This window comes from Vibrio diazotrophicus (genome assembly GCF_038452265.1).
GTDB lineage: Bacteria > Pseudomonadota > Gammaproteobacteria > Enterobacterales > Vibrionaceae > Vibrio > Vibrio diazotrophicus.
Genome location: NZ_CP151842.1, coordinates 2638776 through 2664496, shown reverse-complemented (window position 1 = coordinate 2664496; position 25721 = coordinate 2638776). Strand labels below are relative to the sequence as shown.

Here is a 25721-nt window from a genome sequence, read left to right as displayed (position 1 = left end):
AAAAATGTTTGAAATCAATCCAATTAAAAACCGTATTCAGGATGTGTCAGAGCGCACTAATATCCTGAGGGGGTACCTTTGACTACGACGCTAAGAAAGAGCGTCTAGAAGAAGTAAACGCAGAACTTGAACAACCGGATGTATGGAACGAACCTGAGCGTGCACAAGCGCTTGGTAAAGAGCGTTCAGCATTAGAAGCGGTTGTTGAAACGATTAACCAGCTTGATCAAGGTGTCGACGATGTTGAAGGACTTCTTGAGCTTGCTGTAGAAGCCGAAGACCAAGAAACATTTGATGAGATTGAGCCAGAATTGGCTGAACTAGAAACTAAGTTAGAGCAACTTGAGTTTCGTCGTATGTTTTCTGGTGACCACGATTCATCTGACTGCTATATCGACCTTCAATCAGGTTCTGGCGGTACAGAAGCGCAAGACTGGACTTCAATGATGCTGCGCATGTACTTGCGTTGGGCTGAAGCTAAAGGCTTCAAAACAGAAGTGATTGAAGTATCTGAAGGTGAAGTTGCGGGTCTAAAGTCAGCAACGGTTCGTATCATTGGTGACTACGCCTACGGTTGGTTACGTACAGAAACGGGCGTTCACCGTTTAGTTCGTAAATCACCATTCGATTCAGGCGGTCGTCGTCATACTTCGTTTGCTTCTGCGTTTATCTATCCTGAAGTGGATGAGAATATTGCGATTGATATCAACCCTGCTGATCTACGTATTGACGTATATCGTGCATCGGGTGCTGGTGGTCAGCACGTTAACACCACCGAATCTGCGGTACGTATTACCCATATTCCAACCAACACGGTTGTACAGTGTCAGAATGACCGCTCTCAGCATAAAAACAAAGATCAGGCGATGAAACAGCTTCGTGCGAAACTGTTTGAGCTTGAATTGCAGAAGCAAAACGCTGAGAAGCAAGCGAATGAAGATGCGAAATCTGACATCGGCTGGGGTAGCCAAATTCGTTCATACGTACTAGATGATTCTAGAATTAAAGATTTACGCACTGGCGTAGAAAACCGCAACACTCAAGCGGTTCTAGACGGTGACTTAGACAAATTTATTGAAGCTAGCCTGAAATCTGGCCTTTAAGCTTTTTACCGACAATACAGGGTACATGCAAAATGACTGATGCTGTTCAAAACGAAATGAATCAAGAACAAATCGCGCAAGAAGAAAACAAGCTGATTGCAGAGCGTCGTAGCAAGTTAGAGCACATCCGTAAGAGCTGCAAAGCGAATGGTCATCCAAATGATTTCCGTCGTGACAGCCTAGCTGGTGATCTACAAGCTGAGTTCGGTGAAAAGACAAAAGAAGAGCTAGAAGAGCTAAACCATATCGTTGCTATTGCTGGTCGTGTAATGGCAAAACGTGGTCCATTCCTTGTTATTCAAGAGACTTCAGGCCGTATTCAAGCTTACGCATCTAAAGATGTACAAAAAGAGCTGAAAGAGAAATACCAAGGTCTAGATATCGGTGACATCATCGGTGTGAAAGGCGCGTTACACAAATCAGGTAAAGGCGATCTTTACGTGAACATGGATGAGTACGAGTTGCTAACTAAGGCACTTCGTCCACTTCCAGAAAAATTCCACGGTCTGACTGACCAAGAGATGCGTTACCGTCAGCGTTACGTTGACCTGATCGTTAACGAAGATTCACGTAAGACGTTTATCATCCGTTCTAAGCTAGTAAGTGCAATTCGTGCTTTCATGACTTCTAAAGGTTACTTAGAAGTTGAAACTCCGATGATGCATGTGATCCCTGGCGGTGCTACAGCTCGTCCGTTCGTGACTCACCACAATGCATTAGATATCGATATGTATCTTCGTATCGCACCTGAGCTATACCTAAAACGCTTAGTTGTAGGTGGTTTTGATCGTGTGTTTGAGATCAACCGTAACTTCCGTAACGAAGGTCTTTCTCCTCGTCATAACCCAGAATTCACTATGATGGAATTCTACCAAGCGTACTCTGACTACAATGATCTAATGGATCTGACTGAAGAGATGCTAAGCACCGTAGCCATTAATGTTCTTGGTGCGACAGCAATGCCTTATGGCGACGAAATGGTTGAATTTGGTGGCAAATATGCTCGTATGAGCATGTTTGAAGCGATTAAGCACTACAATCCAAACCACGCTCAAATCCAAGCGTTGACTGAAGAAGATCTACAAAACCGTGACCTAATGATTTCTATCGCGAAATCTGTTCACGTTGAAGTTGAAGATTTCTGGACTTGTGGTCAGCTACTTGAAGAGATCTTTGGTGAAACAGCTGAACCAAAACTGATCCAGCCAACTTTCATCACTGGTTACCCAGCGGATATCTCTCCACTTGCTCGTCGCAGTGATAGCAATCCATTCTTCACTGACCGTTTTGAGTTCTTCATCGGTGGTCGTGAAGTTGCGAATGGTTTCTCTGAGCTTAACGATGCAGAAGACCAAGATGCTCGCTTTAAAGCACAGGTTGATGCGAAAGAGTCTGGTGATGATGAAGCAATGTTCTACGATGCAGACTACATTACTGCTCTTGAGCACGGTCTTCCGCCAACGGCTGGTCAAGGTATCGGTATTGACCGCCTAGCGATGCTGTTTGCAAACGCACATACTATTCGTGACGTCATTCTGTTCCCAGCAATGCGTCCACAACAGTAATCGAACCCGTTTCGAATTCTGTCGATATGAGAAAACCGCCTACGGGCGGTTTTTTTGTGTCTTCAATTTTCAGATCTGTGAGAATTGCTTTTCTAGAAAGTGTATTCGCTTAATGATCAACTTCTTAATTGAGTTTTTCGATCAACATAAAGGTTTTAATTAGAAATATTTCCATTTCCTTACTAGTCTTATATATGAGACAGACTAATGTCTTAAGTCTCGATACTGTATCGTCAGTTGCCTGAGCGTAAAACAGCAGTGGCAAATCAAGAATTTAAATAATAAGGATAAGTTCATGGCTAATCAGTTCCGTATGGACTCTGTACCGGGGTCGTTGATAGTTGTCGGTGGCACATACGAACCATGGCTTTCTGTTTTAGAGCAAGTAGGGTGGAGATGTACGCAGTGCGCGGATCTTCGTCAGGCTGATACGCTGTTTGCGGAAACAGGGCCTTGTATTGGTATTGTTGACCTGTGTCATGATGAGTTCAGTTTAAATGGCATAGCAAACCTAGTAAGCAACCATAAGCAAGTTCGTTGGTTGGCATTTATTCGTGAATCTCAACTGAGCTCTGACACCATCTGCCAGTTTATTGTGAACTTCTGTATCGACTTCTTTACTGCTCCAATTCCTGATACTCAACTGTTAAGTACCATTGGTCATCAGCTTGGTATGCTAAAGCTAGAGAAAAAAGTTTGGCCTCATTATGGCTCAAATAGCGATATGGGTTTGATAGGCGATTCTATTCCAGTCAAACGCCTGCGTGATCAAATTAAGCGTATTGGTCCAACTGATGTCAGCATTTTGATTTATGGGGAAAGCGGTACTGGTAAAGAAACGGTGGCGAAAGCTATCCATAAAACGTCAGCACGCGCGCAAAAACCGTTTTTGTCAGTAAACTGCCGTGCTATGCCTGAAAATCGAATTGAAAGCGAACTGTTTGGTATCGGTAACGATGGCAGTGAAATGCCTATTTTGTTGCAAGCTGACGGCGGAACTGTACTGCTTAATGACATCCTGACACTACCAAAGAGTCAGCAATTGAATCTGTTGCGCTTTTTACAAGAAGGTACGGTAGAAACTCCGGATGGAGTGAAAGAAGTGGATGTTCGCATTCTGTCTGCTAACTCATCGGATATTGAAAAAGCATTGATAGATGGCAACTTTAATGAGGAGCTTTACCACTACATTAATGTTTTGCGTATCAATGTGCCGAGTTTGAAGGAGCGAGCAGGGGATATTGCCATTTTGGCTCGTCATTTCTTACAACTGTATTCGAAAGAGTACAATGCGCAAGCCAGAAGCTTCTCAGAAGACGCGACACGTGCGTTAACTCGTTATCATTGGCCTGGTAACGTTCGTGAACTGATGAATCAGATAAAACGCGTAGTATTGATGTCCGATACAGTGGTGCTTGAAGAGTCTCATCTAGAGCTTCCTAAGCGCAGTGACGGAAAACGTAGTCTGAAGAGTATTCGAGAGCGTTCAGAGCGCGATGCGCTGCTGTTAGTATTGGAATCGTATTCAGGACAAGTCTCTGTTGCCGCTAAGGAGCTGGGAGTATCACGAGCCACTATGTATCGTCTGCTCAATAAGCACAACTTAATCACAGACAGCACTTATTGATTGTTTTTTTCCTTCTCATTTAGGAGGAAACACCCGCATTCAGCATCTCAATCACGGGATAATCGGTCTGTAATCGATGATTAAGTAAGAGGTCACCAGTTGGTGGCCTCTTTTTTGGTTAATAATTCTTCACATTAGCTCAATGTTATTGAAATGTTTCACGCTTATCGTTGTATTTATATGGTGAATAGATGAAAGGTTTTATTTTGTCTTTTTTAATCTTTTGGGGTTGAATTATTATCTGAGTTGCATACTATTTAACCGTAAGCCTAGCTTACTGAAATCACTAACTTTTGGATTAACTATTTTGCTTGGAGGCGCACCATGAAACATTTCGTATCTGTTCATACTGTTTGCGCCCGTAATGCGTCCAATACCGCCTTTATTGCTGCGGGTATGGCCGCGTCCATGGCTGATCGAAAAATCAGCAAACAAGACAAAGATATCTAGTTAATCCGTAACCTCTAAATCAGGCTGCGGAAATAGCAGCGAAGTTTAGAGGTAATCCTACCCTTATTGCGTCTTAACGATGCTTTCTAACTTAGTCGCTATTTCTCTCAGCTTACTTGTTAAATCAAGTACTTTAACCAACTGGAGAAATACCATGAGTCACTCATTTTATATAAAACTAGCAACACTTTTAATTCGTGCTGATTTACGTCGAGAAGAAAGAGAGTGGAAGCGAAAAATACGCCGTAGCCGCTATGACTTACCTTGGCATAATGCTCATCTTTTGAAAGATATTGGTTTACAACCAGACGGTCGTCCGATTGGTGTGAGTGTTCCTATTGAAGCCAAAGCTAAGCGCCATGTACGTCATATCCGTCGTGTTTTAAGTTTGCGAATACCGACGTGATACTAGGGGCTAGTGACTGCTCTAGCCCCTATAACTTGTTAAGGACATGGATTGGAGTAGGTAGTACCAATCTCTTGAATTTTAAGCAGCAGTTCTTCGCTTAGTTCAATATCCAAACTATCAATATTTGCTTTTAATTGTTCCAAGTTTGTCGCTCCGAGAATTGTCGAAGCGACAAATGGACGCTGATTAACAAACGCTAGTGCCATTTGTGCTGGATCTAAACCAAACTCTCGAGCCAAGTTCACGTAAGCTTCCGTTGCTTTGACACCTTGAGGAGTGAAGTAGCGTTGGAAACGTTCAAACAGGCTACAACGAGCCCCTTCAGGTCGAGATCCGTTCAAATATTTTCCGCTCAGAGCGCCAAAGGCTAATGGCGAATACGCCAGCAGCTTAACACCTTCAAAGTGACTGATTTCAGAAAGGCCCACTTCAAACGAACGGTTTAGGAGGCTGTAAGGGTTCTGTATGGTGACCATACGAGGTAAATCGTGCTTTTCTGCCAAGCGCAGGTAGGTCATCAATCCCCATGGCGTCTCATTAGATACACCGATATAACGCACTTTCCCCATACGCACTAAGTCATTCAACGCTTCTAGGCTCTCAATTAGCGTGACTTCTTCCTGACTATCGGGATAAGGGTAGTTGAGTTGACCAAACATATTGGTTTGGCGTTGAGGCCAATGCAGTTGGTATAAATCGATATAATCGGTTTTTAGGCGAGAAAGGCTGTCGTTAATGGCTTGATGAATATTGCGATGATCGAGCGCCATATTCTCGCGAATCGGTGCGTTTCTATTTGGACCAGATACTTTCGAGGCAAGCACGATTTTTTCACGCTTGCCTGATTTTTCAATCCAGTTGCCAATGAATTCTTCGGTTTTTCCCTGAGTTTCCAGCGTTGCCGGAACGGGATACATTTCAGCGGTATCAATAAAGTTAATACCACGTTCCAGAGCATAGTCTAGTTGACTAAACGCTTCTGCTTGAGTGTTCTGTTCGCCAAATGTCATTGTACCTAAACAGAGTTTACTCACTTCTAAGGTTGAGTGTGGCAGTTTGGTATATTGCATAGCACTTCCTTGTTTAACTCGAGATTCGCTGTTTTTTGTTCTCTGTTCACCACGACGAGTGGTGTAGAGCGCTGAATTTAAAACAGCTTTTTATAAGATGATTTTTACTATAAGCGAATAACGAGTCGAAACGGAAATGAATTTTATTTATCACTTAGCTCAATAGGGAAGAAGCAGACAAGGCAAGCCGCCTCTTCACATATAGGGGAATGGCAGTTATGAATGAGATAAGCTTCAGAAAACACGAATAATAGAGTGTGGCTGAACCCATCTTACGCGTAGTAGTTTTGTAGAATTTTGGCAGTGAATTGGGTGCGAAGATAGAAGCCGCGTGGAAGTGTGCGAATTGGCTTTCCATTTGCGCCGTATGCTTCCGTTAGCACTCTGCCGTTGGCTGCCTTTGGGCGAAGTTGCAGTACTTCTCCGTGCTTAGCGGTAATTTGCGAAACATTGCCCAGCACAATAAATTCCATTAACTCTTCCCAGTCCGCTTTAAGTTGCGCTTCCTCTTCCAAAGAGGGGCTCCAAATCAGCGGAGAACCTACTCGTCTCTCTGCTAGTGGGATTTCGCGCTCTCCTTCGACAGGAATCCAAAGCACGCGCGACAACTTGTTTCTCACATGGCTATTCTCCCAAGTGAGTCCGTGAACTCCGGTTAAGGGAGCAACGCAAACGAAGGTTGTCTCCAATGGTTTGCCACTGTAGCTGATAGGGATACTTTTCAGTTCAATGCCGAGATCTTCAAAGTCTTGCTGAGGTTTACTACCTGCACTTGCGCCTAGATGCCACTCCAGCAACTGACCAACCCAGCCTTTGTCTTTTTTAAGATCAGGCGGAACGATCATCTTGGCTTCATCTGCTAACTGTTGATAGTTCATTCCAGCTATTTGCCAAGCTCTTTCTAATAGCTCTTGTTCGCTTTTCGGTTCTGGTTTCATAGCCTGAGTTTGAATAATCTAATTTGATGACGAAAACGGCGATTGTAGCAAAAATATGGTGATAAAGGATCTTGGTGACAGAATGAACATAGTGAGTAAATTATGATCTTTTTTCAAGTTATCCACAAAAAATACATTAAAGCAGATGAAATAATACCTTCATGTATGAATAAACAGGGGTTTGTACAGTCATTTACCACTATGTTGGCGTTATTTTCAGCTATTTTTTTTTGGTAGTGTGGATAACAGTGATATTGGTTGATCTTTAACCTGCCTAAGTGATCAAAAAATAGAATGACTATTGTTTTAAGTTGGTTATCAGAAATTTAATTTTAACTTTATGTTTATTAAGGGTTAAATTGGTTTTTCTATATTATTTGTCTGCTAGGTATTTATTGGGCTTATGTTTTTTTTACACAGTTCACTGTCTTCTTCACATGGTTATTCACAGAAAACGTGAATAAATGTGGTCTAGCTCCCACTCTTTTGTTGATAACTTATTTTTTGATTAAAAACTATTCTATTAAGGGGTTGTCGACGATAAATCTCGTGTGAATCACACTAGTAAGTTTGCTCATATTGGGGATATGTGGAAAAATCAGAACAATTACAGATTTTACTAGAGGTTTGCCAGTGATAGATGGCGATGGTTACCGACTCAATGTAGGTATTGTGATTTGTAACAACCATGGTCAGGTATTCTGGGCGAAACGATACGGACAACATTCATGGCAGTTTCCTCAAGGGGGAATCGATGAAGGTGAGACTCCTGAGCAAGCGTTGTTCAGAGAGCTTTACGAAGAGGTTGGGTTAACAAAGAAAGATGTGAAAATCATTGCGACAAGCCGCCATTGGTTAAGATATAAATTACCAAAGCGCCTAGTTCGTTGGGATTCTCAACCTGTCTGTATTGGACAAAAACAGAAATGGTTCTTGCTACGTTTGGAAAGTGATGAATCGAAGATTAACATGCAACGTGGCAGTTCCCCTGAATTTGATGGTTGGCGCTGGGTGAGTTACTGGTACCCAGTGAGACAAGTGGTGTCTTTTAAGCGTGATGTATATCGTCGTGCAATGAAGGAATTTGCTTCATTAGCGATGCCGTTTAGAGAGCGGAAAGTTAAAGGTAAACGCAAAAATCGAAGAGGATAGACATGCTTTCTCAGCTAAGGGAGATAGTTGAACAGGTTTCAAAGGTAGAGAATGTCAATCAGGCGTTAGATATCTTTGTAAAGCAAACGTGCAGCGCTATGGCAACAGAGTGCTGCACTGTCTATCTTGCTAATGAGGAAATGCAACGTTTAGAACTGATGGCAACTCAAGGCTTGAAGTTCAAAGGCGATAAAATTCATATCGGCTTCGAAGAAGGTCTGGTGGGTTTAGTCAAACGTTCAGCGGAACCGATTAACTTAGCAGAAGCGTCTAAGCACCCAAATTTCAAATACTTCAAACAACTAGGGGAAGAGGTCTACCACTCTTTCCTTGGCACTCCAATTATTTACCGTAAACAAGTACTCGGCGTACTGGTTGTTCAGCAAAAGTCTCCTCGCTCTTTTAGCGAGATGGAAGTTTCTTTCCTCGTAACATTAGCAGCTCAGCTTGCGGTCATTGTCGCGCACGCTCAAACTCAGGGACAATGGTTGCTATCAAAGAAGAAGCAACATTCCATCTCTGGTGTTGCGGCCTCTTCTGGGGTTGCGATTGGCGAGTTTTGGTGGGATGACACTCAACCTCAACTTTCTGAAGTTTACCCTGCATCGACGTTAGATATCGATCGTGAACAAGAGTGGTTAGCGCTGGCGATTGAGAGTGCATTAGGCGATTTTCGCAAAATGCGCAAAAAGCTCGACAGTGACATTAACAAAGAAGCACTGGCGATCTTCGATCTGTTTACTCACCTTTTGAATGACCCTATGCTGCGCAAGGATCTGAAAACTCAGATTCAAAAAGGTGACAGAGCGGATTGGGCTTTGCGACAAGTGGTGGAAAGTTATTCCAACCGGTTTGCTCGCATGTCAGATGTGTATCTTCGTGAAAGAGCGCAAGACATTCGCGAGCTTGGCCAGCGTCTATTGTTCTTTTTGCACAATACAGAGCAAGAACAACATCAGTTAGAAAAACCCATCATCTTGGTTGTTCGTGAGCTAACCGCCACCATTTTGGCTGCGTTACCTAAAGACAAATTATTAGCCGTCGTTTCTATTGAAGGGGCAGCTAACTCGCACGCGGCTATTTTGTCACGGGCGTTAGGCATTCCCGCCGTTATGGGGGTGTCTTTAAACCTTAAAGATATCAACGGCAAAACCGGCATTGTTGATGGTTACAGTGGCAAGATCTTTATTTCACCAGCGAAGTCGATTCTCTCTGAATATCGAGCGTTGGCGAACGAAGAGACTGAACTGTCTAAAATGGTCAATGAAGTCATTGATCAACCTGCGATTACTCAAGATGGTTCTCACATTGAGCTGATGTTGAACTCGGGGCTCAGCGCCGATACCAATATTGCGATCAATAAAGGGGTCGATGGTGTCGGGTTATACCGAACCGAGTTTTCATTTTTGCTGCAACACCGCTTTCCTTCAGAAGAAGAGCAAATTCAGCAATACGGCAGTGTACTCAATGCCTACCCAGATAAACGGGTAGTCATGCGTACATTAGATGTCGGTGGTGATAAGCCGCTTCCTTATCTACCAATAGAGGAAGACAACCCGTTCCTTGGCTGGCGCGGTATTCGCTTCACCTTAGATCATCCTGATATTTTCCTTATCCAATTGAGGGCAATGATGCGCGCCAGTAAAGCGCACAATAACCTCAGTATTTTGCTGCCGATGATTTCTAGCACCACTGAGTTAGATGATTCACTCAAGTTGATTCATCAAGCATATAGTGAAGCGGTGAAGTTAGACCCGAGCATAGTGATGCCTGAAATCGGCATCATGGTGGAAGTGCCATCGATGCTCTATCTGCTTCCTCTGATTGCCGATAAAATTGATTTTGTTTCAGTCGGTACCAACGATTTGACTCAATATTTATTGGCCGTAGATCGGAACAATTCGCGCGTTGCTGATGTCTATGAATCAATGCATCCGGCTGTTGTTATGGCGCTTAAGCAAATTCAGCAAATTTGTACCACACACAATATTCCGGTGTGTGTTTGTGGGGAATTAGCTGGTGACCCGATAGGTTCTATGCTGCTTATCGGTTTAGGCTATACCACACTGAGTATGAACACCTCCAATGTAGCTAAAGTCAAATACCTTGTACGAAATGCAAAAATATCACAATTAGTTGAACTTGCTGACAAAGCGTTGATGCAGCCTTACGGCAAAGATATTTATAATATGATGCTAGGTTATATTGAAGAACAAGGGCTTGCAGGTTTTGTCCGCGCTGGCAAGAAATAGGAATTAAATGTGAATTTCGAATTACTGGCTCTATTACTGGTGTTAGGGTCTGTTGTTGGCGTGCTTGCAGGTCTACTGGGAATTGGTGGTGGTTTAGTTGTTGTTCCTGCGTTGGTTTTTCTGTTACCTAAGGCGGGCATTTCTTCCGAAATATTAATGCATATGGCATTAGCCACCTCTTTAGCTACCATTATTCTTACTTCATTTTCTTCTGCGCTGAGCCACCTTAAGCTCGGTAACGTAGATATGTTCGCTGTGAAATGGTTAATGCCGGGTGTCTTGTTTGGCGGCTATTTCGGCGCAACGGTCGCTGATTGGATTCCCAATCAATATCTTCCCAAAGTGTTCAGTATCATTGTGATGATGCTGGCTTGGCAGATGTTTCGTTCGATTAAAGTTCTCTCTCATCATCCCATGCCGAATGCAGTGATCACGGCGTTGTGTGGTGGTGGAATTGGCATTGTCTCTAGCCTTGTTGGCGTGGGTGGCGGTTCACTTTCAGTACCGTTTTTAAATCGTCACGGAGTGGAAATGCGAAAAGCGGTGGGGTCTTCCTCCGTGTGCGGTTTTGGCATCGCGGTATCCGGTATGCTCGGTTTTGTTGTCAGCGGATATCAGGTGGTTGATTTGCCAGAGTACAGCTGGGGCTATGTGTATTTGCCTGCTTTGGTTGCCATCGCGGCAACTTCAATGATGACTACGCGTATTGGTGCGAAATTATCGACACAACTCCCAACGGCATCGCTGAAACGAATTTTTGCTGTATTTCTTATGTTTGTTGCTGTAACCATGCTGGTTCAGTAATTCCTTTTTTCATTAAGTAGAAGAGAACGTATTTTATGTCTCAGGGTTATCTTCAGTTCCCAAATATTGACCCCGTTCTGGTCGCCATTGGCCCTATTTCTATACGCTGGTATGGAATGATGTATCTGGTCGGTTTCTTGTTTGCAATGTGGCTTGCCAATCGTCGTGCAGATCGTTCTGATGGTGTTTGGAACCGTGAGCAAGTATCTGATTTATTGTTTGCAGGATTCTTAGGGGTCGTTATCGGTGGCCGTGTGGGCTACGTTGTGTTCTACAACTTCGACATGTTCTTAGCCGATCCACTTTACCTATTTAAAGTTTGGACTGGAGGTATGTCTTTCCATGGCGGCTTGCTCGGTGTTATCTCAGCCATGATTTGGTATGCGCGAAAGAATGGGCGTACCTTCTTTGGCGTCGCTGACTTTGTTGCCCCACTTGTACCTTTTGGTTTGGGTATGGGACGTTTAGGTAACTTTATGAACAGCGAACTTTGGGGTCGAGTAACTGATGTGCCTTGGGCATTTGTCTTCCCGAATGGTGGTCCATTACCTCGTCATCCTTCGCAGCTTTATGAGATGGCTCTTGAAGGTGTGGTTCTGTTCTTTATCCTTAACTGGTTTATCAAGAAACCTCGTCCTCTTGGCTCTGTTTCAGGGTTATTCTTAGCTGGATATGGTACATTCCGTTTCCTCGTTGAGTATGTTCGTGAACCCGATGCACAGCTTGGCCTTCTGCTAGGTGGTGTTATCTCAATGGGTCAGTTGCTATCACTTCCGATGGTGATTCTGGGTGTACTGATGATGGTGTGGGCATACAAGCGTGGCCTATACAAAGACAGCGTTGCGAATAAGTAAGTTAAAAAATCAAAGTAAGGGTATTTTGTGAAACAGTATTTGGATCTCTGCCAGAGAATCGTTGATGAAGGCGTTTGGATTGAAAATGAACGCACTGGTAAACGTTGTCTTACCGTTATTAATGCTGACTTAACTTATGACGTTGCCAACAATCAGTTCCCGCTGGTCACTACGCGTAAGAGTTTCTGGAAAGCCGCTGTTGCTGAACTGCTTGGCTATATCCGTGGTTATGATAACGCAGAAGATTTCCGCAAGTTAGGCACTAAAACTTGGGATGCCAATGCAAACCTGAACGAAGCTTGGCTCAACAATCCTTACCGTAAAGGTGAAGATGACATGGGACGAGTCTATGGCGTCCAAGGTCGTGCGTGGGCAAAGCCGGATGGCGGTCATATTGACCAGCTTAAGAAAATCGTGGATGACTTAACTCGTGGTGTGGATGATCGCGGTGAAATTTTGAATTTCTACAACCCTGGTGAGTTCCATATGGGCTGCTTGCGCCCTTGTATGTACAGTCATCACTTCTCTTTGCTAGGTGACACACTGTATCTGAATAGTACACAACGTTCATGCGATGTCCCGCTTGGTCTGAACTTCAACATGGTTCAGGTTTATGTCTTCCTCGCTGTGATGGCACAAATTACCGGTAAGAAACCGGGGCAGGCGTTCCATAAGATTGTGAATGCTCACATCTATGAAGACCAATTAGCCTTGATGCGAGACGTTCAGTTAAAGCGTGAGCCTCTTGCTGCACCAAAATTCCATATCAATCCAGAGATTAAATCACTGGAAGATTTGGAAACGTGGGTAACTTTGGATGACTTCGAAGTGACGGGTTACGAATTCCATGACCCAATTCAGTATCCGTTTTCGGTTTAAATAACGATCCCCTTCCTACTTAAAGCTGCAGCGGTGTTGGCTACGTTCGTTCACCCCAATCACATAGTTATCTATGCTCATGGGGATTCATTCACTTGCCGCCTACCTGCAACTTCAAGTAGTTTGGGTATTAAAAAAGGCGCTAAATGCGCCTTTTTCGATCTCTCAGCAACAGATTAGTTGTTGCTGTGAAGTTCGCTGTTCAGTTCAACCGCTGACTTGTTAGCTAGACACTCAACTTGACCAGTTTGAGAGTTACGACGGAATAGAAGATCCGATACGCCAGCAAGATCACGCGCTTTTACGATTTCTACTTCGTTGCCATCTTTATCCAGCATACGTACTTTGGTACCCGCTGTTACGTAAAGACCTGACTCAACAGTACAACGGTCGCCTAGAGGGAAACCAAGACCTGAGTTTGCACCTAGTAGTGAGTTTTCACCGATAGAAACAACCACAGTACCGCCACCAGACAATGTACCCATGATAGATGCACCGCCACCGATGTCAGAACCGTTACCGACTAGCACACCCGCAGAGATACGGCCTTCAACCATGCTTACGCCAGTAGTACCCGCGTTGAAGTTGATGAAGCCTTCGTGCATAACCGTTGTACCTTCACCCACGTGAGCGCCAAGACGTACACGAGAAGTATCAGCAATACGGATACCCGCTGGAACCACGTAGTCGACCATTTTAGGGAACTTATCTACACAATCGACAGTAAGAGCTCGGCCTGCCAGGCGAGCTTCGATTTGGCGCTCAGTCAGTTCTGGCAGGTCAATCGGACCTTCGTTGGTCCATGCGATGTTGTGCAGCAGACCGAAAATACCATCAAGCACAGTGCCATGTGGTTTCACTAGGCGGTTTGAAATAAGTTGCAGTTTCAGAAAACCTTCAGATACAGATTGAGGTTTTTCATCTGCGGCGAGTACTACTAGTACAAGTGGTTGTGCTGAGTTAGCCGCTTTTTCTGCAAATGAAGCGTTAACTGCTTGGTCGTTGTCAGCAAATGCTTTTGCTAGCTGCGCGCTTTGCTCAGCAGAAATTTCAATTGCTTGGTTACCGTCTGTGTAACCTGCGATAGCTGCTACGCCAGCCACTAATGCATCGCTAGGGTTTAGAATCGGTGCAGGGAAGTATGCTTCGATAATTTTTCCATCACGGTTTTTCGTTGCCGTACCAAAGCCAAGTGCAAAATACGCCATGTTTGCTCTCCGTATTATTTCCAATGAGGTATAGCAGACAACCTGTTGAGCTAAGTCGCTGCATTAATAATCTGTTGATGGTCATCATAAAGAGAGTTTTTCAGTGATAAAAGAGTAAAAAAGCAATAAGTCCGTAGAACGATACCTTTTGTCTTTTGGGAGATACATCTCTCTAAATGGAATAAAAAACCGCTGACTAGGCAGCGGTTCTCAAACCAAACTTAAACAACCGAGCTTACAAGGGAAGCTTAGGCAGCGTCGTCAACGGCATCTTCCGTTTTCACTGCTTTTGGTTTCTTTGCCGGTGGCGTTGGTTTGCGTTTTGCACCTAAAGCGATCAAAACGTCTTCTTTGTTCTGAGCTAAGAACATAGCCAGTTCTTCGGTTTTCGCTTCATCTTCAATCAGTTCACTTTTACCGATTAGTTCGAACAGCTCGTCCGCCATATCCAGCATTTTGTCATAAGCGTCAGCTTCGGCTTTCGAGGTAAAAGTCATTTTCTCTTCTCCGTTGCGTTCCACCACGTACTTAACGATGACAGCCATGGTCCTTCCTCTAAATTGGTGTTTGAATTACTGTCTGTTTATACAGTTTTAATAATGAAATGTCCAGACGAGGACAACAAAGCTGATACATCAATCAAGCGGTTTTCTGTTGTTATTTTCTGTGTCCGAACTCTTATGCCACTGATGACAGAACTCAATGAAATGTTTGAGCAGTGGGCTTTGGTATTTCTCTTTGTGCACCAGTAGCCAGAAACGTCGCTTCATATCCAGAGGTACATTCAGTATCTTTATTCGACCATCATTGATCGCAGTTTGCGCCGCCAGTTTAGATAAACAACCAAAGCCTAATCCCGCCGAAACACAGTTGATAATCGCTTCGGTAGTGTTTAGCTGAAAGGCTTCCTGCCAATGTTCAATACGTGGTGCAACGGCCCTTAAAAAGAACTCTCTTGAGCCCGAACCTGCTTCGCGCAACATCCATTCACTCTGTTCAAAATCTCGTAAGGTGACTTTTTCTTGCAGTGCTAATGGGTGATTAGGTGAGCAGACAATGCACATTTCATCTTGGCTGAACTGAGTGGAAATCAGTTGCGGGTGCAATGTTTTTCCTTCGATCAGAGCGATATCCAGTTCGTAGTCGACCAGTTTTTCGCAAATCAGCGCAGAGTTAGAAATAAAAAGACTCTGTTGCTGGTGTTGATACTTTTGGCGAAAGTGGCTGAGCAGGTAGGGCGCGACTTGGTTGCCTATGGTGTCACTAGCACCAATACGCAATTGCCCAGATAAAGAATTATCACCATCGAAAAGCTGGTCGATGGCATTGGATCGGCTGAGCAACTCATCGGCGAGCGGTAAAAGCTTTTGTCCTTCTTGATTGAGAACCAGTCGGTTATTCACTCGATCAAACAGCGCATGGCCAATATGTTTCTCCAGTTCCGACAGCGCCATACTCACCGCTGCCTTGGATAAAAACAGTGCTTCAGCCGCCGTGGTTAAGGTTTTGTGCTGAGTAATAGTGGTAAACACTTTGAGTTGCTTGAGAGAAATATTGCTCATGATTTTGTTTAACTAAACTGAACGCTGCTGAATAAACTTAACTTACTGCTAAACACTGATGAAGTAAAAACCTTATTGATGAAGTAAAAAGCGAGAGTGAGGAATAGTTAACCTTTTGAATATTGGCTTAGATAAATGTTCAGGTAGTTGTGCTAATCTCAACGGCTATTAGGTGAGAACTGCATGAGTGAATTGTGTTTACTGTTTACCATTCCAATAAAGTCGATACGTTAAAAATCTTGTTGGTGCATTTAATCAAAGCTGCACCTCTGGAAAACCCATTTGAGAAAGAACAAATCTTGGTTCAAAGTCCGGGTATGTCGCAGTGGCTGAAAATGGCTTTGGCACAGGAACTCGGGGTTGCGGCAAACATCGATTTTCCGCTGCCAGCGACCTTTATTTGGGAAATGTTCACCCATGTTTTACCGGATGTTCCCAAGCGCAGTGCCTTTAACAAAGAGGCAATGACCTGGAAACTGATGGAGTTGTTACCGACTCAGTTGGAGTTGGACGCTTTCTCACCACTGAAAAGTTATCTCAAAGATGATGCAGACCAGTCTAAGCTCTATCAGCTGGCTGAAAAAATCGCTGATATTTTTGATGGCTATCTGGTGTACCGACCAGATTGGATTGAAGCTTGGGAGAAAGGCGAAACGGTTGACGAGATTGGTGAAGAGCACCCGTGGCAACCGATATTGTGGAAAAAGCTTTACGACTACACCGTCATTCATCAGCAGCAATCGCATTACCACCGCGCAAACTTATATCAACGCTTTATTGAAGCTCTTGCGAACGGTCATGTCCCGTTAGAGAAATTGCCCAAGCGGCTGTTTATCTTTGGTATCTCCTCTTTGCCTCCACGTTATATGGATGCATTAAAAGCATTAGGCGAGCACATCGATGTGCACCTTATGTTTACCAACCCTTGTCAGCATTACTGGGGAGATATTCGAGACCGTAAATATCTGGCTCGAATCGAAAACCAGCGTCGCAAACAGTTAGCGCTGAACGAACATACACTTTCAGTGACGGGCGAAATATCGCCACTCAAAGGCGATATTGAAAGCAATGTTGCCGAAGATGAACTGCATATCAGCAGCGCAGTAGGCAATAGCTTGCTGGCTTCAATGGGAAAATTGGGGCGCGATAACCTTTATTTGTTGGCTCAAGATGATAATGAAGAGCATGAGCTGTTTATCGATATTCCACGCGAGACGTTGTTGCAACAGCTGCAAGCCGATATTCTGCATCTGGAAGAGCATCAAGATGATCACATTCTTGACAGCAGCACTCACAAACCGACCATCAACAGCCAAGATCGCTCTCTAACCATTCATGCTTGCCATAGCCCAATGCGTGAAGTGGAAGTATTGCATGATGAGCTATTGGCCATGTTTGACCGCGATCCAACGCTTAAACCACGTGATGTCATTGTAATGGTGGCGGACATCAACGCTTACAGCCCCTATATTCAAGCTGTGTTTGGTAATGCGCCCGGTGAACGTTTTATCCCGTATTCGATTTCTGACCGAACCGCGAATCAAGAGAGTCCAATCTTAAATGCATTTATCCAGTTGGTGAATTTGCCGCACTCACGCTGTTTGGCGTCTGAGCTGCTAGAGCTACTGGAAACGCCTGCCATGATGAGCCGATTTGAGCTGGATGACAGCGAGTTTGAACTGGCGAAACGCTGGGTGGAAGAGTCTGGTATTCGCTGGGGTCTGAATGGCACTACCGCTCAAGAATTTGAACTGCCAGAGACAGAGCAGAACACTTGGCAATTTGGTCTTTCTCGCATGCTATTGGGCTATGCGATGCCCGCTTCGACAGCACTGTTTGAACATGGCGAGCATGCTTACGCTCCTTATAACGAGGTGCAAGGGATGAACGCTGAGCTGGCAGGTAAACTGGCGCACTTTGTTGAAACGGTCAGTCGTTACCGAACGTTGCTGGCTCAAACCCAAGCGATTGATGAGTGGCGAGAAGTGCTCAGCAACCTGCTTGATGATTTCTTCGCGGTCGATCTGGATGGTGAAATGGCGCTGAAATCCATTCGCGATACTTTGGTTTCCCTTAAAGAGCAATTGGCCGATGCCGGTTATCACGAAGACATCGCGCCAGCAATCATCAGTGAATACCTCACCAACAAGCTGTCGGGTACACGCGTGAGTCAGCGCTTCCTCGCCGGACAAGTGAACTTCTGTACCCTGATGCCAATGCGTTCGATTCCTTTCAAAGCAGTGTGCTTGTTGGGAATGAATGACGGCGTATATCCGCGTTCTATGCCGCCAGAAGGTTTCGATTTGATGAATGGCCGGACTCGACGAGGCGACCGTTCACGCCGAGACGACGACAGATACCTGTTTCTGGAAGCCATGCTCTCTGCGCAGCAAAGTCTGTATATCAGCTATGTTGGTCGCTCAATTCAAGATAACACTGAGCGCGTACCGTCAGTGCTGGTGAGTGAGTTATTGGAATACTGCCAGCAAAACTATTGTTTAACGGGTGATGAAGCGCTGCCAAGTGACGATTCAGGCAAAAAGCTGGTGGATAAGATATCCACTGTTCACACTATGGTGCCGTTTAGTCCACAAACTTTCTTAAGTGAAGCGGGTAGTTACGCCAAAGAATGGCTGCCAGCAGCGTTGCGTCAGGGCACGCCAAGTGGTGAATTTAATTTACCGCTGGATGATTATTTGCTGGATGTGAGTTATCCGTTAGAACTTGATTTGGTTGAGTTACAACGCTTTTGGCGACTTCCGGTGCAGTATTTTTTCAATCGTCGCTTAAAAGTGGTTTTTGAACCGCCACTAGCGGTGATGGAAGATGATGAACCTTTTGCGCTGGATGGTTTGAACAGCTACCAGCTGCGCGATAGTTTGCTTGATGTGTTGCTCAATGTTGATGTTCAGGCAGATAAAGAAGCAAGGTTACAGCAGTTTATTCAACAGCAACGTGCTCAGGGCAAATTGCCTGTCGGTGCTTTTGGTGAACTGGAGTTTGAAGCAAACCGCGTTCAAACCGAAGAGGTGTTAGAGAAAATCCACTTCTTATGTCAGTCACCTCTGGATGATTTTGAAGTCAATATTACCAGTCAGGTTCTGGGAGAGTCTAAGTCAGTTCAGTTGACCGGATGGTTAACCAAGCGCTTCCAATCCGGTTTAGTTCGTTATCGTAGCGGTTCCGTTCGGTCACAAGATTTGCTGGCAGCTTGGATAGATCACCTGTGCCATGCTGCCATGGGCGTTGTCAGCAAAACTCATTTGGTTGGTTATGATCGCAAAGAAGGTGTTGTGCACCAGATTCTGCCTCCGGTTGAAAGCAGCGAGCTGGCCAAACAGTTGCTGGATGAGCTTATCCGCCTGTTTTATCAGGGAATGACATCACCCATCGCCTATTTCCCGAAAACGGCATTAGCCTGTATTGAAGCCGGATTCAGCCGTGGCAAATGGGTAGAAGATGAAGAAAAATCTTTGAAAAAAATGTCCGAATGTTTTAACGACGGATACGCCACAACGGGTGAAGGTAACAACGCGTATATCGCACGAATCTGGCCAACTTGGAATGACGAACTTGCTCAGCAGGCACGGCTACTTTCCTGCTTAGTGCTACAAGCACCTAGGTTGCAGTTAGTGGATAGTGCTGATGCGGTGGGTAGTGCAAATGAGTAACAGAAGTACAGGAATAAGTGGCCGCCAGAAAATCATTATTGGTGTAGGGCGTTCGCTGTACGGCCACAGGTCAGAGGGACCATAATTCGGTGTTAATGCAGGCAGCGTTTTAAAACGGATAGTTTGTATAACCTATAAGTGGTTATTTTATAAACTAAGTTTGCATTAAGTGGGTGCAGTGTAATGTTCCATGTTGGTGCGTTCTGTGAAGCTACTCGCATAACCATCTGAGCGCTGACGCTTGCATTCACCAACATATAAATTCTTAAACAAGATCACATAAATTTTGCGACACAATTATTGGTTTAACGAAAGGCATAATAACGAATGAATCTTCCTTCCAGTATCGTAGCAACGCCACTAGAGACCATGACGTTTCCACTGCATGGCGCGCGTTTGATAGAAGCTTCTGCGGGTACAGGTAAAACCTTCACCATTGCTGGGCTCTATTTGCGCCTGTTGCTGGGACATGGAAGTGAAGAAAGTCGCCATCAAGTACCTTTAACCGTTGAGCAAATCTTAGTGGTGACCTTTACTGAAGCTGCGACCGCTGAACTACGTGACCGTATCCGAGCGCGTATTCATGATGCCCGATTAGCCTTCTCTCGTGGTCACAGCGACGACCCCGTGATTGAACCTTTACTCAACGATTTTGCTGATCACGCATACGCAGCCAAGCTTCTGCTGGATGCTGAACGTCAGATGGATGAAGCGGCGGTTTATACCATTCATGGTTTCTGTCAACGAATGCTGACGCAAAATGCTTTTGAATCAGGCAGCCGCTTTAACAATGAATTTGTCACCGATGAAAGTCATCTGAAAGCACAAGTCGTCGCCGACTACTGGCGTCGTCAGTTCTATCCTTTGCCATTAAATTTGGCGGCCGAAGTTCGACGCTTGTGGTCGTCTCCCGCTGCACTGTTAGAAAAAATTGGTGGCTATTTATCGGGTATTCCATTGTCACTGACCACACCTATGATGGACGGCGATCTGGCGGAACTGCATAAAAACAATCTGCTGAAAATTGATGCTATTAAGAAGCAATGGCTTGTTGCGCTTGAGGATATTGAGCCAAGTATTACTGGCTCCGATCTGCATAAGAACTCTCAAAATGCATTATTGAGACGTATCGAAAGTCTCACTCAGTGGGCGAGTTCAGCCACTCATGATTTGCTGGTGCCTGAAGCGTTATCTGAGTTTGCTCAAAGCAAACTGGCAGAGAAATCTAAGAAAGGTAATCCGCCTCAACTTGAGATTTTTAACGTTATTGAACAGTTCTTAGCAGAGCCAATAACGATTGAAGCGCCTTTAGTTGCTCACGCTATTCATCATTGCCGCGCTATGTTGGCGAAAGCCAAAGCGAGCAAACAGTGGCTGTCGTTTGATGATCTGTTGAGTCAACTGTCTGCGTCTATCGACGGCGATGAGCAAGGGTTATTAGCTGAGCGCATTCGCCATCTTTATCCGGTGGCAATGATCGATGAATTCCAAGATACCGATCCGCTGCAATACAGCATTTTTAGCCGCATTTATCTGAACAATCCTGAGTGTGGCTTGTTTATGATCGGTGACCCTAAGCAGGCGATTTACGCCTTCCGCGGCGCTGACATTTTTACCTACATTAAAGCGCGTAATCAGGTTGCAGCCCATTACACCTTGGGAACCAACTGGCGTTCAAGCGCCGATATGGTAGAGGCGGTTAACCAAGTATTTGAGCTGGCTGACAGCCCGTTTATTTATGATGCTGATATTCCTTTCTTGCCTGTTAAACCAAACCCGTACGCCGCTAAAAAAGAGTGGCTATTAAACGGCGAAAAACAACCCGCATTGACTTATTGGTTGCAAGAAACGGAAGGTTCGCCAGTAACCAAAGGCAGTTATTTGGATGTTATGGCGCAGGCCACAGCGAGTCAGATTCAAACCATTTTAACGGCGGCGCAGCAAGGTCAGGCCCACTTTAGTAGTGGCAAAGACAAAGCGATTCAAGCAGGTGACATTGCCGTACTGGTTCGCACGGGTAATGAAGGGCGAATGATTAAAGAAGCACTGGCGAAACAAGGTATTGCCAGTGTGTATCTGTCTAACCGTGATAGCGTGTTTACCAGTTCTATTGCTCAAGATATTCAACGTTTACTTCAAGCCGTGCTTACTCCTGAAAATGACAGAGCGCTACGCGCGGCTTTAGCATCGCCATTGTTTGCGCTGAATTCGAAGCAGCTTGATGCACTCAATAACGATGAAAACGAGTGGGAAAAAGCCGTTAACGAGTTTAAGCAGTATCGACAGCTTTGGCTTGAGCGTGGCGTGCTGCCAATGCTTCGATCTGTTTTAAGCCTTCGTCATATTGCAGAACGTTGGCTGGAAGAGCCAGATGGAGAGCGAAATCTTACCGATTTCATGCACATCAGCGAACTGTTGCAACAAGCCACTCAAGATATCGATAGTGACCACGGCTTGTTACGTTGGTTGGCTCAAACGATCACCGATGCCGAGCAAGGCATGGGGGGCAATGACGAAGCGATTCAACGTTTGGAGTCAGAAAGAAATCTGGTGCAGATCGTTACCATCCACAAATCCAAAGGTTTGGAATATGAGTTGGTGTTTTTGCCGTTTGTGGTCAGCTATCGAGAAGCGAGCGAAGGTAAGTTTTACGACACTGCCAGCGGTGAAACTCTGCTGGATATCACTGGTGATAAACAGGCTCTGCAACAGGCAGACAAAGAACGTTTAGCGGAAGATTTGCGTTTGATTTATGTGGCATTAACCCGCTCGGTTTATGGCTGTTTTATCGGTGTTGCCCCTCTACGTAATGGGCGCTCAACCAAAGAGCCAACAGGTGTTCATCACAGCGCTATCGGCTATCTGCTGCAAAACGGGCAGGAAGGGGGGATTGATCTCCTGACCCAGTCCGTTCAAAACCATGCAAAACACTTATCTTCTGTCTCTGTTACTTCGCCTCCAGAAGCACATGACACCGTATTTACGCCGTCAGAACAAACACTACCAGCTCTTAAGGCCAAGGAGCTGCAAAGTGAGATTGACCGTTTTTGGCGTATTACCAGTTACTCGGGTTTGGTGAAGCAGGGCAGTCATCAAAAAGAACATGACGCAACAATTGAGATTGCGGGTTTCGATGTGGATTCTGCGGACGAACACGATGACCTGACAGAGACGGAAATAGAACGAACCATTTTCACTTTTCCGCGAGGCGCGCGCCCCGGTACTTTCTTGCACACCGTGTTTGAAGAGGTTGAGTTCACTGAATCTGCAACCAGCGAACACAACACGCAAATCATCAGTCATCTGCTGGAACTAGAACAGTTAGAGATGGAATGGTTACCTGTGATCCAAAAGCTGGTGAACGATGTGTTGGCGACTCCGCTAGATGGTAAAAAGTTACTGCTTAACCAAAAACAGCCTCATCAGAGATTGGTTGAGATGGAATTTTTGTTGCCGATTGAAGTGCTCACCGCACCGGCCTTAAACCGTGTGGTTCAACGCCATGATCCTCTTTCTGCCAAAGCTGGTGATCTGGGGTTCTACACCGTTCAGGGGATGCTGAAAGGCTTTATCGACTTAGTGTTTGAGCATGAAGGCAAATACTATGTTCTGGACTGGAAATCGAATCATTTAGGCAATGAAGTCGAGGCTTACCACGGTGAACACTTGGCTTCAGCAATGGCAGAACACAGATACGATCTGCAATATCAGTTGTATGCATTAGCGTTGCACCGCTTTTTACAAAGTCGCTTAGCGGACTATGACTACAACAAACACTTCGGTGGTGTTTACTATCTGTTCCTGCGCGGTATGGATGGCAAAGCGCAGCACGGTATTTTCAATGCAAAACCAAGCCAAGCAATGTTAGAAGAACTGGATTTATTAATACAAGGTAAAGAGCCGGATGAACGCACAAACTCTGCTGGGCAAATGGAGCTAGGATTATGAGCACACAAGCTTTGGAAGTGTTAGCGCGTTTGGCTAAGCAGGGCAGTATTCGCCAGCTTGATTACCAGTTTGCTCGTTTTGTCGCTTCGCTTTTGTCTAGCGACGAGTTGAGTGCAGAGGAAAAAAGTGCCTTTCTTTTATTGGTGGCAGCCGTCAGCGCGGAACTGGGCAATGGCAATATTTGTCTAGCTCTGTGGGACAGTTACGGCAGCAGCGTTGATCTGTCTGCCAAACTGGGTTTGTATGGCGAAGCGGCTTTAGCGGTGAATCCTCTTTGGGTAAATGCGGATTGGAATCGAATTCTGCCAAACTCAAAGCTGGTTGGCTTGCAAGGGGAAGCGGTTCCGCTGATGTTTGATGGGCAGAGGCTCTATTTGCATCGTTACTGGCATTATGAAGTCACTCTTGCTCACAGATTACAGAGCTTTGGGTCACCGATGATCTTAAAGCCTACTGATGTACAAAAGCCTATTCAAGCTCAAAAACTCAGGGAGCTGCTCGATGTGTTATTTGAACGCGACTACCGCTTTCTTTTTAAAGCTTTGAAAAGCATTGAGACTTCTCAGGTCAGTCGTCAGCGAATGGTGTGTGATTTCCTTGATGTGGTCGACGATGGTCAACTGGACTGGACTGCAATTGATGCCGTGCTCACCAGCGTTCAGCGAATGGAAGATCTTCAACCGCTGGATACGCTTGTTCCAGCGAGCTGCTGTTTAAACTGGCAGAAAGTAGCAGCAGCAGTGGCTTTGACTCGTCGCTTTGCGGTCATTTCCGGAGGACCGGGAACCGGTAAAACTACGACGGTCACCAAATTGCTCGCGGCTTTAATTCGCCAATCGCAGCAGCAAGGTCATACACCGAATATTAAGTTGGTCGCACCAACAGGTAAGGCGGCAGCACGCTTAACCGAATCTATTGGTAAAGCGGTAGAAAGTTTAGCTGTAGAGCCGGAATTAAAGTCCGCTATTCCAACCACATCCAGCACCATTCATCGCTTGCTTGGCGCTATTCCGGGCAGTGCTGAGTTTCGTCATCACAGCAAAAACCTGCTGCACTTAGATGTGCTGGTGGTGGATGAAGCTTCCATGGTGGATCTGTCCATGATGGTCAAACTGGTTGATGCACTGCCTAGCCATGCACGTTTGATTTTACTTGGTGACAAAGACCAGCTTGCTTCCGTTGAAGCGGGGGCGGTGTTGGGTGATATCTGCTCATTTATTGATAACGGATACAGCGCCGCGCAAGGCAAGTTGCTCTCTGAACTGACTGGTTTCCACTCCTTGGGCAATCCAGTTTCATCTACTCACACCAAGACTTCGCACAGCAGCGTTGCAGATAGCTTATGTATGCTGCAAAAGAGCTACCGTTTTGATGCCCGATCCGGTATTGGACAATTGGCGAAAGCGATAAACAGCGGCAGAGCCGCGAAGGTGGATGAAATCTGGAATCAAGATTTCTCGGATATTAACCACTACCCGTTAAGCAGCGACAACTATAACCAGATGATCAAATCTTTGGTGGATGCTTATTCCGTCTATCTGCATCGCGCAGGTAAACGTACTATTGAACAGCAAGAAGCTGAAAGTAGTGAGTCGGAATCTATGGCGAATAAGGCAAAATCGGTGTTAAAAGCGTTCAGTCAAAGCCGCTTGCTATGTGCTGTGCGAGAAGGCGACTTTGGTGTGGTGGGGCTGAATCATCGTATTGAGCGTGCTTTGGCGGCTCGTAATTTGATCAAGACTCAACAGGAGCTTTGGTATCACGGTCGCCCTGTAATGGTGACACTGAACGATCACGCCCTTGGTTTGTATAACGGTGACATAGGCATATGTATGCGAGATGAAGAGGATGCCGAGCAAAGATTGAAGGTCTATTTCGAGCTTCCTGATGGTAGCGTAAAAGCTGTATTGCCAAGCCGAGTTCCTCAACATGAAACCGCGTTTGCCATGACGATTCATAAATCACAGGGTAGTGAGTTTGAATTCACCGCGATGATTTTACCGCCAGAGTACAGTCCGATAGTGACGCGTGAACTGATCTATACAGGTATTACTAGAGCGAAAGAGCGTCTGGCTTTGTATTGTGATATCGGTGTGCTGAAACGAGGTATTCAGTTTAAGACTGAACGAGCGAGTGGATTGGTTGAACGCTTAAAAGGGTAACTTCACGGTTCTGGTTGAGACAATGAGTCGTTACTAATGTTTAGTTAATAAGTACGTAGGCAGAGAT

The 25721-nt window shown here is 45.1% G+C and carries 18 protein-coding genes; 13 read left to right on the top strand and 5 right to left on the bottom strand.

Annotated features, from left to right (window positions below):
- Positions 1 to 4: 4 nt before the first annotated feature.
- From prfB to AAGA51_RS12245, 5 genes are all read left to right on the top strand, one after another.
- Positions 5 to 1103 (top strand): peptide chain release factor 2 gene (gene prfB, locus AAGA51_RS12265; RefSeq protein ID WP_102954389.1). Its coding sequence is split into 2 segments (ribosomal slippage): positions 5 to 79 and positions 81 to 1103, totalling 1098 coding nucleotides; the frame shifts between segments, so codons are not numbered across the junction.
- A 32-nt stretch (positions 1104 to 1135) separates the two neighbouring features.
- Positions 1136 to 2668, top strand: coding sequence for a lysine--tRNA ligase (gene lysS, locus AAGA51_RS12260; RefSeq protein WP_042480297.1), 1533 nt, complete (start codon positions 1136 to 1138; stop codon positions 2666 to 2668).
- A gap of 295 nt (positions 2669 to 2963) precedes the next feature.
- Positions 2964 to 4295 carry a cyclic-di-GMP-binding transcriptional regulator VpsR gene (vpsR, locus tag AAGA51_RS12255; RefSeq protein WP_042480294.1) on the top strand — a complete coding sequence of 444 codons (1332 nt, stop codon included), beginning with the start codon at positions 2964 to 2966 and terminating at the stop codon, positions 4293 to 4295.
- Positions 4296 to 4619: 324 nt separating this feature from the next.
- Positions 4620 to 4745, top strand: a complete 126-nt coding sequence (locus AAGA51_RS12250) for a hypothetical protein (protein WP_255209347.1) — start codon at positions 4620 to 4622, stop codon at positions 4743 to 4745.
- A gap of 154 nt (positions 4746 to 4899) precedes the next feature.
- On the top strand, positions 4900 to 5151 hold the full coding sequence (locus AAGA51_RS12245) for a hypothetical protein (protein ID WP_042480291.1): 252 nt from the start codon (positions 4900 to 4902) through the stop codon (positions 5149 to 5151).
- Positions 5152 to 5189: 38 nt separating this feature from the next.
- Here the strand turns inward: AAGA51_RS12245 and AAGA51_RS12240 are convergent, their stop codons facing one another.
- Positions 5190 to 6224, bottom strand: a complete 1035-nt coding sequence (locus tag AAGA51_RS12240; protein WP_042480289.1) for an NADP(H)-dependent aldo-keto reductase — start codon at positions 6222 to 6224, stop codon at positions 5190 to 5192.
- 272 nt (positions 6225 to 6496) lie between these two features.
- On the bottom strand, positions 6497 to 7162 hold the full coding sequence (mutH, locus tag AAGA51_RS12235; protein WP_042480287.1) for a DNA mismatch repair endonuclease MutH: 666 nt from the start codon (positions 7160 to 7162) through the stop codon (positions 6497 to 6499).
- 633 nt (positions 7163 to 7795) lie between these two features.
- Between mutH and rppH the strand changes: the two genes are divergently transcribed.
- Genes rppH through AAGA51_RS12210 form a run of 5 tightly spaced genes read left to right on the top strand, consistent with a single transcriptional unit; the run spans position 7796 to position 13103 of the window.
- Complete coding sequence (rppH, locus tag AAGA51_RS12230; RefSeq protein ID WP_042480286.1) at positions 7796 to 8314, top strand: RNA pyrophosphohydrolase; 519 nt, start codon at positions 7796 to 7798, stop codon at positions 8312 to 8314.
- Positions 8315 to 8316: 2 nt separating this feature from the next.
- Positions 8317 to 10566, top strand: coding sequence for a phosphoenolpyruvate--protein phosphotransferase (ptsP, locus tag AAGA51_RS12225; RefSeq protein ID WP_042480283.1), 2250 nt, complete (start codon positions 8317 to 8319; stop codon positions 10564 to 10566).
- Positions 10567 to 10575: 9 nt separating this feature from the next.
- A complete protein-coding gene (locus tag AAGA51_RS12220; RefSeq protein ID WP_042480281.1) occupies positions 10576 to 11370 on the top strand; it encodes a sulfite exporter TauE/SafE family protein in 795 nt (264 codons plus the stop codon).
- A gap of 35 nt (positions 11371 to 11405) precedes the next feature.
- On the top strand, positions 11406 to 12224 hold the full coding sequence (gene lgt, locus AAGA51_RS12215) for a prolipoprotein diacylglyceryl transferase (protein ID WP_042480278.1): 819 nt from the start codon (positions 11406 to 11408) through the stop codon (positions 12222 to 12224).
- A gap of 27 nt (positions 12225 to 12251) precedes the next feature.
- A complete protein-coding gene (locus AAGA51_RS12210; RefSeq protein WP_042480275.1) occupies positions 12252 to 13103 on the top strand; it encodes a thymidylate synthase in 852 nt (283 codons plus the stop codon).
- A 176-nt stretch (positions 13104 to 13279) separates the two neighbouring features.
- Here AAGA51_RS12210 and dapD read toward each other — a convergent pair whose 3' ends face one another.
- The 3 genes from dapD to AAGA51_RS12195 form a co-directional block, all read right to left on the bottom strand.
- Positions 13280 to 14311, bottom strand: coding sequence for a 2,3,4,5-tetrahydropyridine-2,6-dicarboxylate N-succinyltransferase (gene dapD, locus AAGA51_RS12205; protein WP_042480273.1), 1032 nt, complete (start codon positions 14309 to 14311; stop codon positions 13280 to 13282).
- Positions 14312 to 14559: 248 nt separating this feature from the next.
- Positions 14560 to 14856, bottom strand: a complete 297-nt coding sequence (locus AAGA51_RS12200; RefSeq protein WP_042480270.1) for a YebG family protein — start codon at positions 14854 to 14856, stop codon at positions 14560 to 14562.
- A 90-nt stretch (positions 14857 to 14946) separates the two neighbouring features.
- On the bottom strand, positions 14947 to 15876 hold the full coding sequence (locus AAGA51_RS12195; protein WP_042480268.1) for a LysR family transcriptional regulator: 930 nt from the start codon (positions 15874 to 15876) through the stop codon (positions 14947 to 14949).
- A 191-nt stretch (positions 15877 to 16067) separates the two neighbouring features.
- On the opposite strand from AAGA51_RS12195, the gene recC reads away from it, so the two are divergent.
- The 3 genes from recC (at position 16068) to recD (ending at position 25654) form a co-directional block, all read left to right on the top strand.
- Complete coding sequence (recC, locus tag AAGA51_RS12190; protein WP_042480264.1) at positions 16068 to 19544, top strand: exodeoxyribonuclease V subunit gamma; 3477 nt, start codon at positions 16068 to 16070, stop codon at positions 19542 to 19544.
- Between the two features lie 327 nt (positions 19545 to 19871).
- Complete coding sequence (gene recB / locus AAGA51_RS12185) at positions 19872 to 23492, top strand: exodeoxyribonuclease V subunit beta (protein WP_042480262.1); 3621 nt, start codon at positions 19872 to 19874, stop codon at positions 23490 to 23492.
- Positions 23489 to 25654 carry an exodeoxyribonuclease V subunit alpha gene (gene recD / locus AAGA51_RS12180; RefSeq protein ID WP_042480260.1) on the top strand — a complete coding sequence of 722 codons (2166 nt, stop codon included), beginning with the start codon at positions 23489 to 23491 and terminating at the stop codon, positions 25652 to 25654. The genes recB and recD overlap by 4 nt, the downstream gene beginning before the upstream one ends.
- Positions 25655 to 25721 lie beyond the last annotated feature (67 nt).

Coding starts and splice junctions, on each gene's coding strand:
- lysS (WP_042480297.1), top strand. CDS start 1,136: ATGACTGATGCTGTTCAAAACGAAATGAATCAAGAACAAATCGCGCAA.
- vpsR (WP_042480294.1), top strand. CDS start 2,964: ATGGCTAATCAGTTCCGTATGGACTCTGTACCGGGGTCGTTGATAGTT.
- AAGA51_RS12250 (WP_255209347.1), top strand. CDS start 4,620: ATGAAACATTTCGTATCTGTTCATACTGTTTGCGCCCGTAATGCGTCC.
- AAGA51_RS12245 (WP_042480291.1), top strand. CDS start 4,900: ATGAGTCACTCATTTTATATAAAACTAGCAACACTTTTAATTCGTGCT.
- AAGA51_RS12240 (WP_042480289.1), bottom strand. CDS start 6,224: ATGCAATATACCAAACTGCCACACTCAACCTTAGAAGTGAGTAAACTC.
- mutH (WP_042480287.1), bottom strand. CDS start 7,162: ATGAAACCAGAACCGAAAAGCGAACAAGAGCTATTAGAAAGAGCTTGG.
- ptsP (WP_042480283.1), top strand. CDS start 8,317: ATGCTTTCTCAGCTAAGGGAGATAGTTGAACAGGTTTCAAAGGTAGAG.
- lgt (WP_042480278.1), top strand. CDS start 11,406: ATGTCTCAGGGTTATCTTCAGTTCCCAAATATTGACCCCGTTCTGGTC.
- dapD (WP_042480273.1), bottom strand. CDS start 14,311: ATGGCGTATTTTGCACTTGGCTTTGGTACGGCAACGAAAAACCGTGAT.
- AAGA51_RS12200 (WP_042480270.1), bottom strand. CDS start 14,856: ATGGCTGTCATCGTTAAGTACGTGGTGGAACGCAACGGAGAAGAGAAA.
- recB (WP_042480262.1), top strand. CDS start 19,872: ATGAATCTTCCTTCCAGTATCGTAGCAACGCCACTAGAGACCATGACG.
- recD (WP_042480260.1), top strand. CDS start 23,489: ATGAGCACACAAGCTTTGGAAGTGTTAGCGCGTTTGGCTAAGCAGGGC.